This is a genomic window from Marinobacter nitratireducens, assembly GCF_000708045.1.
Classification (GTDB): Bacteria; Pseudomonadota; Gammaproteobacteria; order Pseudomonadales; family Oleiphilaceae; genus Marinobacter; species Marinobacter nitratireducens.
Genome location: NZ_ANIE01000009.1, coordinates 510608 through 527460 on the forward strand (window position 1 = coordinate 510608; position 16853 = coordinate 527460).

The window sequence follows — 16853 nt, forward strand, 5'->3', positions numbered from 1 at the left end:
ACATGGCGCAGCCTGCCGACGGGTTCGGAGGCATATAGCCGACATCTGTTACAAGCGAGATTCGTGCCGGTTGCGTCGTCTGCTGGCCGGCGGCGCTATGGCAGGGGTTGAGGGGTGTGATGGCTACTTTTGCTCCCGAAAAGTTGCCATATTTCAGTGCGCTATTGAATGCCTTGCCCGATTTTGGGGTGGCTTGGGCCGGAGTTCGGGCTCCGGCCCAACGTCGCCTGGCCTGCTAGTGGGCCTGGTCCCAGTTATCGCCGACGCCAGCTTCAACGATCAGAGGGACATCCAGATCGGCTGCGGCAGACATGCGTTTGATCAGCCCCTTCTGAATCGTGTCCACGGCCGATTCTCTGACCTCAAGAATCAGTTCGTCGTGGACCTGCATGGTCATCCTGGCATCGGCAGGGTGTTCGCTCAGGAGCCAGTTTTCCACGTCGATCATGGCCCGCTTGATGATGTCGGCAGCGGTACCCTGCATCGGCGCATTGATGGCTGTGCGCTCCGCGGCCTGTTGCAGTTGTTTGTTGCGGGCATTGATCTCCGGCAAATAAAGCCGGCGGCCGAAGTGGGTCTCGACAAAGCCGTCTTCGTGAGCCTGTTTGCGGATGTTGTCCATGTATTTCAGCACCCCGGGATAGCGCTCGAAATAGCGATCGATGTATTCCTGGGCAACCTTGCGCTCCACATCCAGTTGGCGGGACAGCCCGAAGGCGGACATTCCGTAGATCAGCCCGAAGTTGATCGCCTTGGCGCTGCGACGCTGCTCTCCCGAGACGTCGCCAACCGGCACTCCGAACACTTCGGCAGCAGTCGCTCTGTGAATATCTTCACCGTGCTCAAAGGCGGTCAGCAGGCCTTTGTCTCCGGACAGATGCGCCATTATGCGCAGCTCGATTTGCGAGTAGTCGGCTGCGATGAGCTTGTAGCCCTCCGGCGCGATAAACGCCTGACGAATCCGGCGTCCCTGTTCGGTGCGAATCGGAATGTTCTGCAGATTGGGCTCCGATGAGGACAGCCTCCCGGTTGCGGTAACCGCCTGATGGTACGACGTGTGGATACGGCCGGTGCGATGGTTGATCAGTTCCGGCAAGGTGTCCGTGTAGGTGGACTTGAGTTTGCTCAGGCTCCGGTGTTCCAGGATCAGACGCGGCAGTTCGTGTTCGTGGGCCAGTTCCTGAAGTACCGGCTCCGCGGTGGATGGCGCGCCCTTCGGTGTTTTCTTGATGACCGGGAGCCCCATTTTCTCGTAAAAGATCACCTGCAGCTGCTTGGGTGAGCCCAGGTTGAAGGCTTCTCCGGCGACGTCGTGGGCTTCTTTTTCCAGCTCGGCCATTCGCTCGGCCAGTTCCTGACTGTGTTGTTTGAGAGTGCTGGCGTTGATCAGGGTGCCCCGCTGTTCCATTCGGGAGAGTACCGGCACCAGGGGGAGGTCGATGTCCCGGTACACGGCTGCAAGCTTGCCGGTTTCCGCCAGCATGGGGCTCAGGGTCTGGTGCAGCCGCAAGGTGATATCGGCATCTTCTGCGGCATAGGGGCCGGCTTGTTCCAGTTCGATCTGGTTAAAGGTGAGCTGCTTGGCGCCTTTGCCGGCGATGGACTCAAAGGAAATGGTCTTCTCTCCGAGATACTGTTGCGCCAGGCTGTCCATGTCGTGCCTTGTGAGGACTGAGTTCAGCACATAGGACTCAAGCATCGTGTCTTCCGCGATACCCTCAAGATTGATGTCGTGGTTGGCCAGTACATTTTTGTCGTACTTCAGGTTCTGACCAACCTTGGCCTGCTTGGGGTTTTCCAGCAGAGGCTTGAGCTGCGCCAGTACCTGGTCCCGGTCCAGCTGTTCCGGCGCTCCCATGTAATCGTGGGCAAGGGGGACGTAGGCCGCTTCTCCGGGAGTAATGGCGAAGGAAACGCCGACCACCTCGGCGTCCATGTAACGAAGGCTGGTCGTTTCGGTATCAAAAGCAAACAGGTCGGCGTCAGCCAGACGTTTTATCCAGCTATCCAGTGTTGCCTGGTCTGTGACGATGGTGTAGGTCTTCTCAACGGGTTTGGGGGTGTCGTTCGATGCGGATTTTTCTTTGGTTTTGTCTTCGCCCCTCTCCAGTTCGGCGACCCAGCTTTTGAACTCGTATTCCTTAAACAGCGCCAGCAGAGCAGTGTCATCCTGTGTCGGGTAACCGAGGTCTTCCAGGCCGAATTCCAGATCCACGTCCGTTCTTATGGTCGCCAGCTCCCGACTCAGCGGCAGGATGTCAGTGGCTTCCCGCAGGTATTCGCCAATCTTGCCCTTAATCTCGCTGGAGTGATCAATCACGTTGTCCAGATTTTTATAGCTGTTTAGCCACTTCACGGCGGTTTTGGGGCCGCATTTGTTCACGCCGGGAATGTTGTCCACCTTGTCGCCAACGAGTGCGAGGTAGTCGATAATCTGTTCCGGCGTCACGCCGAACTTTTCGATCACTCCGTCGCGGTCCATGGTGGTGTCGGTCATGGTGTTGTTCAGGATGACGTGGTCACTGACCAGCTGAGCCATGTCCTTGTCGCCGGTGGAAATCACCACGTCGATGCCCTTGCTGGTGGCTTCATGAGCGAGGGTGCCGATCACGTCATCCGCCTCGACCTCGGGAACAATCAGCAGGGGCAGCCCCATGGCGCGGACGATCTCGTGAATCGGCTCAATCTGCATGGCGAGATCTTCCGGCATCGGAGGGCGATTTGCCTTGTACTCCTCATACATCTCGTGGCGAAACGTCTTGCCCTTGGCGTCGAACACCACAACCACTTTGGATCCAGGGAAATCCTGTTCCAGGCGTCGGAGCATGCTGATCACGCCTTTTATTGCACCGGTCGGGTGATTCTTGCTGGTGGTCAGGGGTGGAAGTGCATGGTAGGCACGGAAAAGATAGGACGATCCGTCCACAAGAACCACGGGTGGGGTCTTTTGCTCAGTCATGTCAAAACAGGTCCGGATTCTGATTGAAGCGTGGGTTGGCTTGTGCAACTCTGTAGTCAACTTTGGATGCACGAAAGGGTACCACGAAAATGAAACGAATCACCCGCATGGTCCCGGTCCTCGCGTTGGTGTCTGCTTCCGCGCTGGCTCAGGATGAGGGCGCTCTGGACGAGACGATTGTTGAAACCCCCGATGAGCCGGTCGTGATCTCGGATTACCAGAGCAACTCTGAGGGGCCGCAGATTGTCATCCGGCCAGGCGACAACGAGGTGTTTTATGAATATCGGGTGAACGGACAGCTGATGGAAATAAAAGTTGTGCCTGAGGCCGGTCCTGAGTATTACCTGGTCCCTGCCGATGGCGGAGGTTGGATCCGGGAGACCGATTCCGACATGCTGGTTCCCAGTTGGGTCCTGTTCCGCTGGTAATTTCCCTTCTGTCCCAGCGTCAGATCAGGTCCGCCAGGACCGGGTCTGAGCGCTGGCTCTCCAGACCATTCAAATCCACGGTTGTGATGGCAAACTCGTACGCGCCGGCCGGGAAGTTGTCCAAGACATAGCTGGTTGTTGAGGGGTCTTCAATCAGGATGGTGTCGAAACTCTGCTGGTGTCTCAGCCGGAAATAGATTCGAAAGCCTGCGATCTGGCTGTGAGTCAGTGCGCTGCCGTCTTCCCGTGTTAATGGTGGGGTCCAGGACAAGGTCTTTGGTTGGTCTGTTTCCTGCGCTTGGGTCTGATCCGGATCTCCATCGGTTTGACCAAGTGCATCCATCAAACCGCCGGTCGCATCATCCAGACGATTCTGTGCCAGTTCAGATGCCTGGGATGTTGAGGTGTGGGATGCTCTGTCATCCTCCTGGCAGCCGCTGAACAGGCCGGCCAGCGAGAGGATAATCGCGGACAATAAACAGGCCTGGCTGCGCTGCTTCCAGCGTCCTGATGTGAAAATAGTCATGGCTCACTCGCACGTGGGCGCATTCACGAACTTACGTTGCGCCCTTCTTTTCTTTTTACAAAGGATCGTATGGAGCCTGAATAAAACGGGGAGACCGGCTTCAAATAAAACCGTTGAGCATTATGCCGGAGGTTCTCTCAGGATCAAGTGAAGAATCTGTAAAACTACCTATGGGCAGCTTGTCCGGTTTTAGTATGAACATTCTAATTTTTGTCCGTAACTTTGTAGTTGAAATTTGAAGAAAGGCCCGAGTGAGGCTCAATCAGCCCAAGGCCTGAGAACTTTCAGCAATCAAGGAGATGTGACATGGGTAAACTCAAGAGCTATCAGGAACAGATTCAGGACATCGTCGAGAAGGGTATCAACGCTGCAGAAGAGCAGCAGAAGAAGCTGTCTGCCAAGCCTTTCGAGTACGCAGAAAAGCTGGAGAGCGAAGTGCGTGAATACAGCGTCAAGACTCTGCGCGACCGTTACAACGGATACAGCGATAACCTTTTCGAGCAGCTGCGCAGCCTGAACAGCCGTTTTGGCAACTTTGCTGCCGAGCTGGTAGCAAAGCTGGAGAAGGAAGCTGCTGAAGGCGCGGACGCCGTATCGGAAGCTGCTGAAGAAGTTTCTGAAGCCGCTCAGACTGCCAAGAAGTCTGTTGCTGCGAAGAAGCCGGCTGCTCGCAAGGCGCCTGCCCGTAAGAGCACAGCTGCGGCGAAGAAGACAACGGCATCAGCCTGAGTCGGGTGAGCGGGCACCGACTAAGGCGCTCGCTTAGTCAAAAAAAGGAGGCCAGCTGGCCTCCTTTTTTTGTGTTTGTGTCTATCTGTTTGCGGCAGCCCTAGTCGCCTGGCGCTTCTGCTGTCTGGGGGTTCAGAGGGAGTGTCCGGCTCTCTCCGGTTATCTCTTCCAGGCGTTTGATATCGTGGACGAAGCCCTCTTTCAGTGCCTCGATATCCTGACTCTGGGCACGGATTTCTTCTTCTATGTCGCGAATTTGTGATTCCAGTCGCCGTATTTTATTGAGGCTGGCTTCCGGGATCTTGCGGCCGGCCCGCTCCATATCGGCAGCTCGGCTTTGCTCATTATCCAGTTGGCTGGAAATGACCGATATGTTGCCGCGTTTGAGCTGGATCAGGCTCTCGAGCTCGCCGATTTTTCGATGCATGGCCTGGACGGCCTCATCGGGATGGCTGAAACGCTTCAGTAGCAGGCGATCGTTCTCCCGTTGGGTTTCCAGCTCTTTCTGGCGCTGCTTTTCTGCTTCTCTTGCGGCGATTTCTTCCTTGGTGGGTGCCGGGGCGATTGTGTCGACCACGCGGCCGTTGGGGCCCAGGATCTCATATCCACGCTTGGTGGCTTCCTGGGGGATGGTGTTGCTAATAACCAGGCGACCGTTTTCGTCCTTATAACGATACATACCCGCATCGGCCGTAGCCACAATGCCAAGAACCAGGGTCATGGCTGAAACGATGGTGCGTGTAGTTGAACGGTCGGTCATTATTCAGACTCCGTAACGATCCCGATAAGCGGCCACACTCGTCGCATGGCCCGAAAAGTCCGGGTTGGCCTTCAGGTAATCCAGCACCTGTTCCAGGCGGATGATGCTGACCACGGGGATGCCAAATTCCTGCTCGACTTCCTGGATTGCGGACAGCTCTCCGTTGCCTTTCTCCTGCCTGTCGAGGGCGATAAGAACCCCCGCAGGTTCTGCGCCGGCTGCGCGGATCAGGTCGATGGATTCGCGAATAGCAGTTCCGGCTGTGATGACATCGTCAATAATCAGGATTTTGCCTTTTAATGGTGCGCCAACAATGTTGCCGCCCTCTCCATGATCTTTCTTTTCCTTGCGGTTAAAGGCAAATGGTTTGCTGTTACCGTCTGTAGCCAGGGCCATGGCGGTGACGGTTGCCAGCGGAATGCCCTTATAGGCAGGTCCGAAAATGATGTCATAATTCAGGCCACTGCGTTCAATGGCTGCGGCATAGGCTTTGCTTAGCTGGAGCAGGTCTTCTCCAGTATTGAATAGCCCGGCATTGAAAAAGTAGGGGCTGGTTCGGCCCGACTTCAAAGTGAATTCGCCAAAGCGAAGTACGTTCCGGCGGATGGCAAATTCGATGAAATTCTGCTGATAGTCGTGCATGACAAGGCTTCTGGCGGGTGTGGATCTTTAATTAACGCTTAAAACCGGTATCATACACACAAACCGAATCAGGGAACACGTATGCGGGTAGTAACAATCAGCGTCAATGGTCTGGCACAGGCCGTCGACAAAGGGTTTTTTGACTGGCTGGCCGACCAGGATGCCGACGTTGTCTGTGTCCAGGACCACCGCATGCGCGCCTATGAGATCGAGGATTACAACCTGATTCCCGAAGGCTATGAAGCCTACTTCATTGATGGTGAGCACAATGAAGACGGCGGGGTCGGTATCTATACCCGTCATTTCCCCAAGGCGATCATGTACGGTTTTGCCAACGAGCAGGCTGATCGCGAAGGGCGTTTCATTCAGGCCGATTTTGACAAGGTGTCGGTCGCTTGCGTTCTGGCCCCCTGCGCCCTTGGGCGCGAGGAAGAGGTGACAGGTGAGGATGATCTCACCGTGCTGGACCACAAAGATGAGTTCATGGACGGCTTTGGGTTGCATATGCAGAAAACCCTGCGCAAGCGTCGCCAGTTTATTTTCTGCGCCAACCTCCAGACAGCGCACCATGTAACGGATGCGAGTCCGCTGTATCACAAGTCCGATTTCTCGGGTTTCCTTCCTCACGAGCGGGCCTGGCTGGATCGTCTGTTTGATGAGATGGGCTGTATTGATGCCTTCCGCGAGATCAACAAGCAGAGCAATCAGTTTACCTGGTGGCCTGAGCAGGCGGGTGGTGCTCGCCGGAATGCGGGTATTCGCGTGGACTACCAGCTGTTGACGCCGGGGATTCGCAAAACCATTGAGGATGGCTGGATCGATGATTCGGTGCGGTTTTCGGACCATGCGCCGGTGATCATGGACTACGACATCGAGATTGGTTTTTAAGGATTTGGGATTTGGGGGAGGTCGCCATTGCGGCACCAATCCCCCAGAACCGCTGCAAGTACATCCGTGTACGCTTGTTTCCGGCCATCCATGGCCTTCAACATTCTGGGGGATTGGTGCCGCAACGGCTCCCCAAGCCCTGATTTATCCTGCTAAAGCTTCTTTCTGAATTTCAAACAGCTTCTCAATTCCCTGCTTGGCCAGATCCAGCATGCTGTCCAGTTCGGTCTTTTCGAACGGTGCGCCTTCAGCGGTGCCCTGGATTTCGATAAAGCCGCCCTGGTCAGTCATGATGACGTTCATGTCGGTTTCGGCTTCGGAGTCTTCCGGGTAGTCCAGATCAGCCACTGGCGTGCCTTTGTAAACGCCAACCGAGAGGGCGGCGACCATTTGCTTCAACGGGCTCTTCTTGATCCGTTTTTCGGCCACCAGGTAATTCAGTGCGTCCACCAGGGCAACGCAGCCGCCGGTGATAGCTGCAGTGCGGGTACCGCCGTCGGCCTGGATGACGTCGCAGTCGATGGTGATGGTGTGTTCGCCCAGAGCTTCCAGATCAACGGCTGCGCGCAGTGAGCGGCCAATCAGTCGCTGAATCTCAACGGTGCGTCCGCCTTGTTTTCCGCGAGCGGCTTCGCGGCCCATGCGGCTGCCGGTGGAGCGGGGGAGCATGCCGTATTCGGCGGTGATCCAGCCGCGCCCTTCACCGCGCAGGAACGGCGGGACTTTGTTTTCGACGGAGGCGGTGCAGATCACTTTGGTGTCGCCGAACTCCACGAGGACGGAGCCTTCGGCGTGGCGGGTGTAATTCCGGGTGATTCGAACGTCTCTTGGTTGTTCAGGCGTTCTGCCGCTGGGTCGCATAATGATTCCTGCTTTCTGTGATGAGTGTCCGAAGCCTGGGCTTCGGTTTCTGGTGATGTGAAAAGTCGGTGAGTATAACATGCCAATCCCTCCCGGTACGGCTAGGCCTTTTGTCCAGTTCGCCGGGCATTGTCAGAGCCTGATACACTCTGAGACTACAGTGGTATAACCCTCATTGATCAGGACCGGAGATATCATGATCCGAAGTATGACTGCGTTTGCAAGGAAGGATGTCCAGGGCGACTGGGGAACGCTTACATGCGAGATCCGCACGGTAAATCATCGGTACCTGGAACCGTCGTTTCGTTTGCCGGAGGCGCTGCGAGAGCTGGAAAACGGTTTTCGGGAGGAGCTGCGCAAGCAGCTGAAGCGCGGCAAGGTGGATATCTCCATGCGTCTCCAGTCTGTGGACAAGGCGTCCCAGAGTTTTGAGATCAACGATGAGATGGCAAAGGCCGTCAACGAGGCTGCTAATCACATCAATCGCATGCTCGATAATCCAGCACACCTCAGTGCGCTCGATATCATGCGCTGGCCCGGCGTGCTGTCGGTGCCTGAGCAGGATTTTGGGCCCGCCAAGGCGGCGGCTGACGCGCTGTTCAAAGATACGGTGGCGGAGCTTGTGACTGTCCGCGAACGTGAGGGGGAGAGACTGCGACCGCTGTTTGAGGAGCGTCTGACGGGGATGGCCGAGTTGGTCGCTCAGGTTCGTGAAGCGATGCCGGAGCTGCTTCAACTCCAGGAGAAAACGCTCAGGGAGCGTTTTGAGAAGGCGCGAGTGGAGCTCGACCCGGAGCGCGTGTCCCAGGAAATGGTCATGGTTGCTCAGAAAAGTGATGTGGCAGAGGAACTGGACCGTCTGGATGCCCACATCAGTGAGGTGTCGGATACCCTGGCAGGCGATGGCGCGATTGGCCGGCGTCTGGATTTCCTGATGCAAGAGCTGAATCGGGAAGCCAATACCCTGAGCAGCAAGAGTATTGATTCCCGGGTGACGCGGGCTGCTGTCGATCTGAAGGTTCTGATCGAGCAGATGCGCGAGCAGGTGCAGAATCTTGAGTGATTGCCTGGCCGGCATTGGTCAGGGTGCGGGGATATCGCAAACTCCGTATAATCCCCGACTTTCCGGCCGGTCACTCGGCCGCCCAGTCAGTTCCGGAGAGTTTGGATAATGAGTCAGGCTGTAGAACAGGGTACCCTTTTCGTTATTTCTGCGCCGTCGGGAGCGGGCAAGACCAGCCTTGTTGCTGAAATGCTGCGCAGCGACAGCAAGCTGGGTGTCTCTGTTTCTCACACAACCCGGGCCATGCGGGATGGCGAGCAGGACGGGGTCAACTACCACTTTGTAAGCCGTGATGAGTTCGAAGCCATGATCGCCCGGGGTGATTTCCTGGAGCATGCGGATGTGTTCGGCAACTATTACGGCACCTCCCAGGTTTGGGTGCGGGAAACCCTGGCAACAGGTCGTGATGTGATTCTGGAGATCGATTGGCAGGGCGCTGAGCAGGTGTGCCGGCTGATGCCCGAATGCGTCAGTATTTTCATTGTTCCGCCGTCTGCCGAAACCCTTCGGGAGCGGCTGACCGGTCGCGGTACAGATGCACCTGAGGTGGTTGAGCGCCGGCTGGCCGAGGCTGTCGAGGAGTGCCGGCACGCTGTTGAATTCGATTATCTGGTGGTGAACGACGATTTTGCCGTCGCACTGGCCGACCTGCTCGCGGTGACGCGCAGCCAGAGGCTGCGGATGCCGGTGCAGCAGGAGCGCCACGGAGACTTGTTAGCGGCGTTGTCGGAACGATCCTGACGCACGTTTCCTGTATACAAATTGAGCCGGCCTTAGTAAACTACGCGGTCTGCTGAATCAGTCATTTTTATTTTCGGGGAAGTTATGGCACGAGTTACCGTTGAAGATTGCCTGGAGAACGTTGATAACCGCTTCCAGCTAGTGATGCTGGCTACCAAGCGCGCTCGCCACATTGCCACCAAGGGCGCGGAGCCAATGCTGCCAGAAGAAAACGACAAGCCGACGGTTATCGCTCTGCGCGAAATTGCCGAGGGCAAAGTCAGCCGTGATCTTCTGAATGAAGAAGACGAGGATTGATCGTCAGTCGGGTTATACCTATGCCTGAGTGACAAGCATTGAATTCTGTCCCCGCGGTTTTATAGTGTATCTATAGAACGTTGCTGGAAGGACTGAGGAAGGACCCGAATGCGAGCATTCGGGTTTTTTTGTCCCTGATTTTTGTTGATATGTGGAGGCGCGGTGTCAGTAGAGGCTTCGGTTGAAGGTCTGGCGAAGGAGCTAAGTACCTATCTGGATACCAATCGCATCAATCAGGTGCGAAGGGCCTACTATTATGCCGAGCAGGCCCACGAAGGGCAGATGCGTAAAAGTGGCGACCGCTACATTACCCATCCCCTGGCGGTGGCGGGGATTCTTGCTGAGCTGAGGCTGGATCACCAGAGCCTGATGGCGGCCATGCTTCACGATGTGATTGAAGACACGGGTATCCCCAAGGATGCCCTCGCCGAACAGTTTGGCGACGACGTAGCCGAACTTGTCGATGGCGTCAGTAAACTCACCCAGATCGAATTCCGCTCCAGAGCGGAGGCACAGGCTGAAAACTTCCAGAAGATGACCCTGGCGATGGCCCGAGATATCCGTGTCATTCTGGTAAAACTGGCGGACCGCCTTCACAACATGCGAACGCTCGGTCCCATGCCCTATGAGAAGCGCCAGCGAATCGCGACCGAAACCCTTGATATCTATGCCCCCATTGCCAACCGCCTGGGCATGCACTCGATTTGTACCGAACTGGAAGATCTTGGGTTCTCGTCGCTGTTCCCGATGCGCTCGAAGTACATTTCCAAGGCGGTAGACAAGCTACGCGGAAGCCACCGTGAAATCATCGAAGAAATTCGGGGCAAGTTGCAGGAAAAGCTGGAGGAGCGGGGGCTGCCAGGTCGAATTCTTGGCCGGGAGAAACACCTGAACAGCATCTACAATAAGATGAAGTTCAAGCAGAAATCCTTCCATGAAATCATGGATGTCTACGCCTTCCGGATCATTACCGACACCGAAGATGACTGCTACCGCATCCTTGGGGCGGTTCACAGTCTCTACAAGCCGCTCCCCGGCCGGTTCAAAGACTACATCGCCATGCCTAAGGCGAACGGTTATCAGTCCCTGCATACCACGCTGTTTGGCATGCACGTCAATATCGAGATCCAGATCCGTACGGAAGAGATGGAGCATATCGCCAACAACGGTATTGCTGCCCATTGGATGTACAAGAACGAGCCCAGCAGCGTGACCTCGGCCAATCAGGCAAGGGTGGATCGCTGGGTGAAGGGGCTGATGGAAATGCGGGAGCGCGCCGATGATTCGCTGGAATTCATTGAGCACGTGAAGGTGGACCTGTTCCCGGATGAGATCTACGTATTCACGCCCAAAGGCAAGATCATGGAGTTGCCCAGCGGGGCGACCCCGGTTGATTTTGCCTACGCCATTCATACCGATATTGGTAATGCGACAGTTGCCTGTCGTATCAACCGTAACCTCGGATCGCTGAGTCAGCCCCTGCAGAGCGGTCAGACGGTTGAAATCATCACGGCACCGGGCGCCCGACCCAATCCGGCGTGGCTGAGTTTCGTGGTGACAGGCAAGGCACGGAGCAGTATCCGCCACGTGCTCAAAGGCCAGAAGCGAACCGAGTCTCTCGAGCTCGGCAAAACGCTGCTTAAGAAATCCCTTAAGGGCTTTGGTGCCCGCCTTGCCGACATCGGCGAAGCCCAGATCGAGGCTGTGGTCAATCACAATCAGGTTGGCAGCCTGGATGAGCTGATCAGCGACATTGGCCTGGGTAATCGCATGGCCTATCTTGTGGCGCGGCAGTTGCTAAGCGGTGCTGAAGTTCAGAGCGAGCCTGAGACCATTCGCGATATGCGTGGTGGTGATGGCAGCCCGGTTACCATTCGAGGTACCGAGGGACTGCTGGTGCGGTTTGCGAGCTGCTGTAAGCCGATCCCCGGTGATCCGGTTGTCGGTGTCATGGACTCCGGCAATGGCATGGTGATTCATTCCGATTCCTGTGTCCGGTTGCCGGAAGATGACGAAGGGCGGGCTCGCCTGACCCATCTCAAATGGGCGAAGGACATTACTGATGAGTTCTCGGTGGAGCTGCGTGTCGAACTTGAGCGGCAGCGTGGTGTGATTGCCGAGGTGGCCAATGCTGTGGCCATGGCGGACGGCAACATCGAACGTATTAACGTCGAGGACCAGAACGCCAAGTTCGGCGTGGTCAGCCTTGTCCTGCATGTGAATGGGCGCCGACACCTTGCCCGGGTCATGCGCCGAATCCGGAACATCAAGGCGGTCACCTATATTGGTCGGGTGCGCAGTTGATCGACCATTGACTGGTTGACAATGGTGGCGCCTAAGGTTGACGATTGGCGTTTTGGAACAGAGGAAATTCCGGAACATGACCAACAAGTCCGTTATCCAGACTGAAAACGCTCCCCAGGCCATCGGTACCTACTCACAGGCTGTGAAGGCTGGTGATACTGTTTATCTGTCCGGCCAGATTCCGCTGGTGCCGGAGACCATGGAAGTGGTTGCGGGAGATTTCTCCGCCAAGACCCGTCAGGTGTTCGAGAATCTCAAGGCAGTCTGCGAGGCTGCAGGTGGTGAGCTCAAGGATATCGTCAAGCTGAACATCTACATGACGGATCTGGCCAACTTTGCCACCGTCAACGAGATCATGGCAACTTACTTCCAGGAGCCGTATCCTGCCCGGGCTGCGGTCGGTGTGGCGGCGCTCCCCAAAGGGGTCCCCATCGAAATGGAAGCGGTTATGGTGCTCAGCTGAGTCTGCACACATCTGCTCTATCGAGAATAAAAAGGCGACCTGAGGTCGCCTTTTTGCGTTACTGCTGCCCTGTTTCATCAATCATGGCCCGGTAACCTGAGCGGAAGTCCGGATATCGGAACGTGAAGCCGCTATCGAGAAGCCGCTGGTTGCAGCAACGCTTGCTGCCTGCGCGGCCACCGGTACGGGCACCTTCCACCGGCGATGCGCAGGGAATTTGCTCGCGGACCCAGTTGACCACGTCGTCAAGCCGCACCGGTTCACAATCAGTACCGATATAACAATCCGCCAGAGTGTCCCCCTCAAGTGCACGCGTGGCCAGGTGGTGTACTGCGGCCGCAGCGTCTTCCTCGTGGATGCGGTTGCTGTAGGGGGCTGGTGAATGCGGATTCATCCGGCCCTCGATGACCTCTTGCAGGAACCGCCGCCGGGATGGCCCGTAAATGCCACTGAAGCGAATAACGGTTGCCGGGAACTGGCTGTTAAGAGCCAGGGTTTCTCCGGCCAGAATCTGCTCGCCGCTAAAGCGCGCCGGTTGGGTGGGGCTGCTCTCGTTCACCCAGCTGTCATCGTCCTGCGAGTAAACGCCGGTGCTGCTGATGAAGATCAGACGCTTTACAGGTTGTCCGCTGAGTGCCGCCAGTAAGTTCTTGAGGCCACGAACGTAAGCGTCGTGGTAACCCTGATCATCGTAGCGTGAGGGCGTCAGGCAATAAATCACGATATCAAGGTCGTCAGGCAGGCTATCTGTCAGCGATGCTGGATCTGTCAGGTCTGCAGATACGGGCCTGATGTCATCGGCAAGCAGGTTGGTCCGGCGGCGAAGCCCGAAGACGGTAGCGTCGGCTGTCAGGAGGCTGGCGATTGCGCCTCCCAGTTTTCCGCATCCGGCAACCAGTACCCGGGCCCTGTCTTTGCTATCAGTCATTGCCATAGACAATATCAATCCTTATCCTTTACCTCATAAATTAGTGATACTTCGACCGATACGATACCTACCTGACCGGAGCTCACCATGACGCTTACCGAGTTACGATACGTCGTTACGCTTGCCCGTGAAAGGCATTTTGGCCGTGCGGCAGAACGTTGTCATGTTAGCCAGCCAACCCTGAGTGTGGCTGTGAAGAAGCTCGAAGATGAGCTGGGTATTCCCCTGTTCGAGCGAAGTAAGAGCAGTATCCGGGTGACCGAAACCGGGCAACGTATTGTGGAGCAGGCCCAGCGGGTTCTGGATCAGGTTGGCTTGATCAAGGATCTTGCCCAGGATGGCAAGAACCAGCTGAATTCTCCGCTGAAAGTTGGCGCGATCTACACGATTGGCCCCTATCTGTTCCCGCACCTGTTACCGGAGCTCCGGCGCGCGGCACCGGAAATGCCGCTCTACATCGAGGAGAACTATACCGCGAGCCTCAGGCAGAAGCTTCGTCAATCCGAGCTGGACGCGATCATCATTGCGTTGCCATTTGAAGAGCCGGAAGTGGTGACCTTGCCGCTGTATGACGAGCCGTTTGTCGTTCTCCTGCCTGCCGGTCATCCGCTTGCCTGCAAGGACGAGCTGACTGCGGACGAATTGGCGAAAGAGCAATTGCTGTTACTGGGGCCAGGTCACTGTTTCCGGGATCAGGTGCTGGAATCCTGTCCTCCCCTGGTCGATGCCATGACCAAACGCTCGGACACCGGATCGCCATCCCTGGTGACCGAGGGCAGTTCCCTGGAGACTATTCGCCACATGGTCGCCTCCGGTTTGGGGATTACAGTGCTGCCGCTATCTGCCGCAACGGCCATGCAATACCATGAAGATATTCTGGCCGTTCGGCCATTTGCGACTCCGGTACCTTTCCGGACGGTGGCCCTCGCCTGGCGGGTAACCTTCCCAAGGCCCAAAGCCATTGATGTCTTGTCTCTGGCTGCGAGCCAATGTCGGGTGATGGAGAAGGCCAGGACTGAGACACCTGCTGTTGCCGAAAGCGCCTGAGAGGAACCATGACGTCACTGGATGACATCCCCGTCACCCAGCTTAAGGGCGTAGGAAGCGCTCTCGCGGAGAAGTTCGCCAAGCTGGGTATCCATTCGCTCCAGGATCTGCTTTTCCATTTGCCCCATCGCTACGAAGACCGGACGCGGGTTACCCCGATGGGCCGTCTCCGAATTGGTGATCTGACGGTGGTGGAAGGCGAGGTCATGAAGTCGGACCTGGTGATGGGGCGTCGTCGGAGCCTGCAGGTCACCCTGAAGGATGATAGCGGTTTCCTGGTGATGCGTTTTTTTCACTTCAACGCCGCCCAGAAGAATCAACTGGCGGAAGGCGCGCGGGTGCGTTGTTTTGGCGAGGTCCGCCCAGGCCGTGCGGGCTATGAATTCTACCATCCGGAGTACCAGGTAAATCCACCGCCAATGCCCGCGGATGGCGAAGCCACTCTGACCCCGGTCTACCCGCTGACGGAGGGTATCCAGCAGCCAAGGGTTCGGGGTCTGTGCCAGCAGGCGCTGGTTTATCTCCAGCGTTATCCGATCAAGGATTGGCTTCCTCCCGAGCTGCTTTCGGATTACCAGCTTCCGGGTATTACAGACGCCGTTCAGCTTGTGCATTCGCCGCCGGCCTCGGCTCCGGTCCATCTGCTGATGGAAGGCCGGCACCCGGCCCAACAGCGCCTGGTCATGGAGGAGCTTCTGGCCCATCAGCTCAGCCTCCTGCAGGTTAGGGAACAAATCCAGGCCCGAGAGGCGCTTCCATTGTTGCCGGCGGGGGATCTGGTACAGCGTTTTCAGGAATCTCTCCCATTTGATCTCACGGGCGCCCAACGTCATGTGCTCAGCGATATTCGTCAGGACCTGAGCCAGCCGGTACCTATGCTGCGATTGGTGCAGGGCGATGTGGGGTCAGGCAAGACTGTTGTCGCAGCTCTGGCGGCATTGCAAGCCCTGGGGGCGGGTGCCCAGGTCGCGCTCATGGCACCGACTGAGATTCTGGCAGAGCAACACTACCGGAATTTTCAGGAGTGGATGACGCCGCTGGGCATTCAGCTTGCCTGGCTCTCTGGAAAGGTGAAGGGCAAGGTGCGCCGTGAAACACTTGCGGCCGTGGCCTCGGGCGAAGCCCAGGTGGTTATTGGTACTCACGCGCTGTTCCAGGATGACGTGCAGTTCCAACGACTTGCTCTGGTCATTGTGGACGAGCAGCACCGGTTTGGAGTACACCAGCGTCTCGCCCTGCGGGAAAAAGGCGTTGGGGGGGCTCTGGCGCCCCATCAGTTGATCATGACGGCCACGCCGATTCCCCGCACCCTGGCCATGAGTGCCTATGCAGACCTTGATACGTCGGTGATTGATGAGCTGCCCCCTGGCCGCAAGCCGATAGAAACCATCGTGATTCCAGACAACCGACGAGAGGATGTGGTCGAGCGGGTTCGCAAGGCGTGCCTGGAGGGTCGCCAGGCATATTGGGTCTGTACGCTCATAGAAGAGTCCGAGGCTTTGCAATGCCAGGCGGCGGAAGCGACGGCTGAGGAGTTGGTGGAACGATTGCCCGAGCTCAAGGTCGGACTGGTGCATGGCCGCCTGAAGGCATCGGAAAAAGCCGATGTGATGGATCGCTTCAAGCAGGGGGAGCTGGATCTTTTAGTGGCGACAACCGTGATTGAAGTAGGGGTCGATGTCCCCAATGCATCGCTCATACTGATCGAAAATCCCGAGCGCCTGGGGTTGGCACAATTACATCAGCTTCGGGGGAGGGTTGGTCGGGGGGAGCAGGCCAGCTTCTGTGTTTTGATGTACCATCCCCCCTTATCCCTGAATGGTAAGGCTCGATTGCAGGCTTTGCGGGATAGTCAGGATGGTTTTTTCATCGCTGAAAAGGATCTGGAAATTCGTGGTCCCGGCGAAGTACTGGGTACAAGGCAGACCGGCATGATGCAGTTCCGACTGGCGGATTTTGAACGTGATAAAGGGTGGATTGAGCCGGTCAGGGAAATGGCCCCCTCCCTTATGCGTTCGCCCGTCATTGTTGAGGGACTGATACGCCGTTGGTTAGGCGAGAGAATCCGATACGGCGATGTATAACGTATAGCCGTTCTTAGATATTCAAGAGTACGCCCGTTGAGCTGTCGTGAGCGTATGGAAACAGTCCGGAAACAGGCATGGGTCAATTTGCCAGAGTGGCGCCCATTTTAGACTGGACAGTGAACGATACAGG

General features: G+C 56.8%; 16 protein-coding genes. 9 read left to right on the plus strand and 7 right to left on the minus strand.

Features of this window, described 5'->3' with window-relative positions; translation table 11 throughout:
* Nucleotides 1-235: 235 nt before the first annotated feature.
* The gene (gene polA / locus D777_RS16305) at nucleotides 236-2959 is read right to left on the minus strand and encodes a DNA polymerase I (RefSeq protein WP_036134281.1); all 2724 of its coding nucleotides are present in this window, start codon (nucleotides 2957-2959) and stop codon (nucleotides 236-238) included.
* Between the two features lie 89 nt (nucleotides 2960-3048).
* On the opposite strand from polA, the gene D777_RS16310 reads away from it, so the two are divergent.
* On the plus strand, nucleotides 3049-3387 hold the full coding sequence (locus tag D777_RS16310; protein ID WP_036134283.1) for a DUF2782 domain-containing protein: 339 nt from the start codon (nucleotides 3049-3051) through the stop codon (nucleotides 3385-3387).
* Between the two features lie 19 nt (nucleotides 3388-3406).
* On the opposite strand, the gene D777_RS16315 is transcribed toward D777_RS16310, so the two are convergent.
* The 4 genes from D777_RS16315 to pyrE form a co-directional block, all read right to left on the minus strand.
* Nucleotides 3407-3913: a fibronectin type III domain-containing protein gene (locus D777_RS16315; RefSeq protein WP_051669159.1), complete on the minus strand. Its 507-nt coding sequence runs from the start codon at nucleotides 3911-3913 to the stop codon at nucleotides 3407-3409.
* Nucleotides 3914-4364: 451 nt separating this feature from the next.
* Nucleotides 4365-4634 carry an anti sigma-E factor RseA C-terminal domain-containing protein gene (locus tag D777_RS18345; RefSeq protein WP_150112663.1) on the minus strand — a complete coding sequence of 90 codons (270 nt, stop codon included), beginning with the start codon at nucleotides 4632-4634 and terminating at the stop codon, nucleotides 4365-4367.
* Between the two features lie 108 nt (nucleotides 4635-4742).
* Nucleotides 4743-5402, minus strand: coding sequence for a DUF4124 domain-containing protein (locus D777_RS16325; protein WP_036134287.1), 660 nt, complete (start codon nucleotides 5400-5402; stop codon nucleotides 4743-4745).
* A gap of 3 nt (nucleotides 5403-5405) precedes the next feature.
* Nucleotides 5406-6044 (minus strand): orotate phosphoribosyltransferase, encoded by a 639-nt coding sequence (pyrE, locus tag D777_RS16330; protein ID WP_036134289.1) that lies wholly within the window; start codon nucleotides 6042-6044, stop codon nucleotides 5406-5408.
* An 81-nt stretch (nucleotides 6045-6125) separates the two neighbouring features.
* Here pyrE and D777_RS16335 point away from each other — a divergent pair, with 81 nt between their 5' ends.
* The gene (locus D777_RS16335; RefSeq protein ID WP_036134291.1) at nucleotides 6126-6932 is read left to right on the plus strand and encodes an exodeoxyribonuclease III; all 807 of its coding nucleotides are present in this window, start codon (nucleotides 6126-6128) and stop codon (nucleotides 6930-6932) included.
* A 144-nt stretch (nucleotides 6933-7076) separates the two neighbouring features.
* Here D777_RS16335 and rph read toward each other — a convergent pair whose 3' ends face one another.
* The gene (gene rph, locus D777_RS16340) at nucleotides 7077-7793 is read right to left on the minus strand and encodes a ribonuclease PH (RefSeq protein ID WP_036134293.1); all 717 of its coding nucleotides are present in this window, start codon (nucleotides 7791-7793) and stop codon (nucleotides 7077-7079) included.
* Between the two features lie 196 nt (nucleotides 7794-7989).
* On the opposite strand from rph, the gene D777_RS16345 reads away from it, so the two are divergent.
* The 5 genes from D777_RS16345 to D777_RS16365 all read left to right on the plus strand — a co-directional run bounded on the left by D777_RS16345 (nucleotide 7990) and on the right by D777_RS16365 (nucleotide 12661).
* A complete protein-coding gene (locus tag D777_RS16345; protein ID WP_036134295.1) occupies nucleotides 7990-8856 on the plus strand; it encodes a YicC/YloC family endoribonuclease in 867 nt (288 codons plus the stop codon).
* A 108-nt stretch (nucleotides 8857-8964) separates the two neighbouring features.
* Nucleotides 8965-9597, plus strand: a complete 633-nt coding sequence (gene gmk / locus D777_RS16350; protein WP_036134297.1) for a guanylate kinase — start codon at nucleotides 8965-8967, stop codon at nucleotides 9595-9597.
* An 84-nt stretch (nucleotides 9598-9681) separates the two neighbouring features.
* Nucleotides 9682-9894, plus strand: a complete 213-nt coding sequence (gene rpoZ / locus D777_RS16355) for a DNA-directed RNA polymerase subunit omega (RefSeq protein WP_036134299.1) — start codon at nucleotides 9682-9684, stop codon at nucleotides 9892-9894.
* A gap of 162 nt (nucleotides 9895-10056) precedes the next feature.
* A complete protein-coding gene (locus D777_RS16360; RefSeq protein ID WP_036134301.1) occupies nucleotides 10057-12198 on the plus strand; it encodes a RelA/SpoT family protein in 2142 nt (713 codons plus the stop codon).
* A 76-nt stretch (nucleotides 12199-12274) separates the two neighbouring features.
* The gene (locus D777_RS16365) at nucleotides 12275-12661 is read left to right on the plus strand and encodes a RidA family protein (protein WP_036134303.1); all 387 of its coding nucleotides are present in this window, start codon (nucleotides 12275-12277) and stop codon (nucleotides 12659-12661) included.
* Between the two features lie 58 nt (nucleotides 12662-12719).
* Here the strand turns inward: D777_RS16365 and D777_RS16370 are convergent, their stop codons facing one another.
* The gene (locus tag D777_RS16370) at nucleotides 12720-13595 is read right to left on the minus strand and encodes an NAD-dependent epimerase/dehydratase family protein (RefSeq protein ID WP_036134305.1); all 876 of its coding nucleotides are present in this window, start codon (nucleotides 13593-13595) and stop codon (nucleotides 12720-12722) included.
* Nucleotides 13596-13676: 81 nt separating this feature from the next.
* Between D777_RS16370 and D777_RS16375 the strand changes: the two genes are divergently transcribed.
* On the plus strand, nucleotides 13677-14636 hold the full coding sequence (locus D777_RS16375; protein ID WP_036134306.1) for a hydrogen peroxide-inducible genes activator: 960 nt from the start codon (nucleotides 13677-13679) through the stop codon (nucleotides 14634-14636).
* A gap of 8 nt (nucleotides 14637-14644) precedes the next feature.
* Nucleotides 14645-16720, plus strand: a complete 2076-nt coding sequence (gene recG / locus D777_RS16380; protein WP_036134307.1) for an ATP-dependent DNA helicase RecG — start codon at nucleotides 14645-14647, stop codon at nucleotides 16718-16720.
* The last annotated feature ends 133 nt before the right edge of the window (nucleotides 16721-16853 follow it).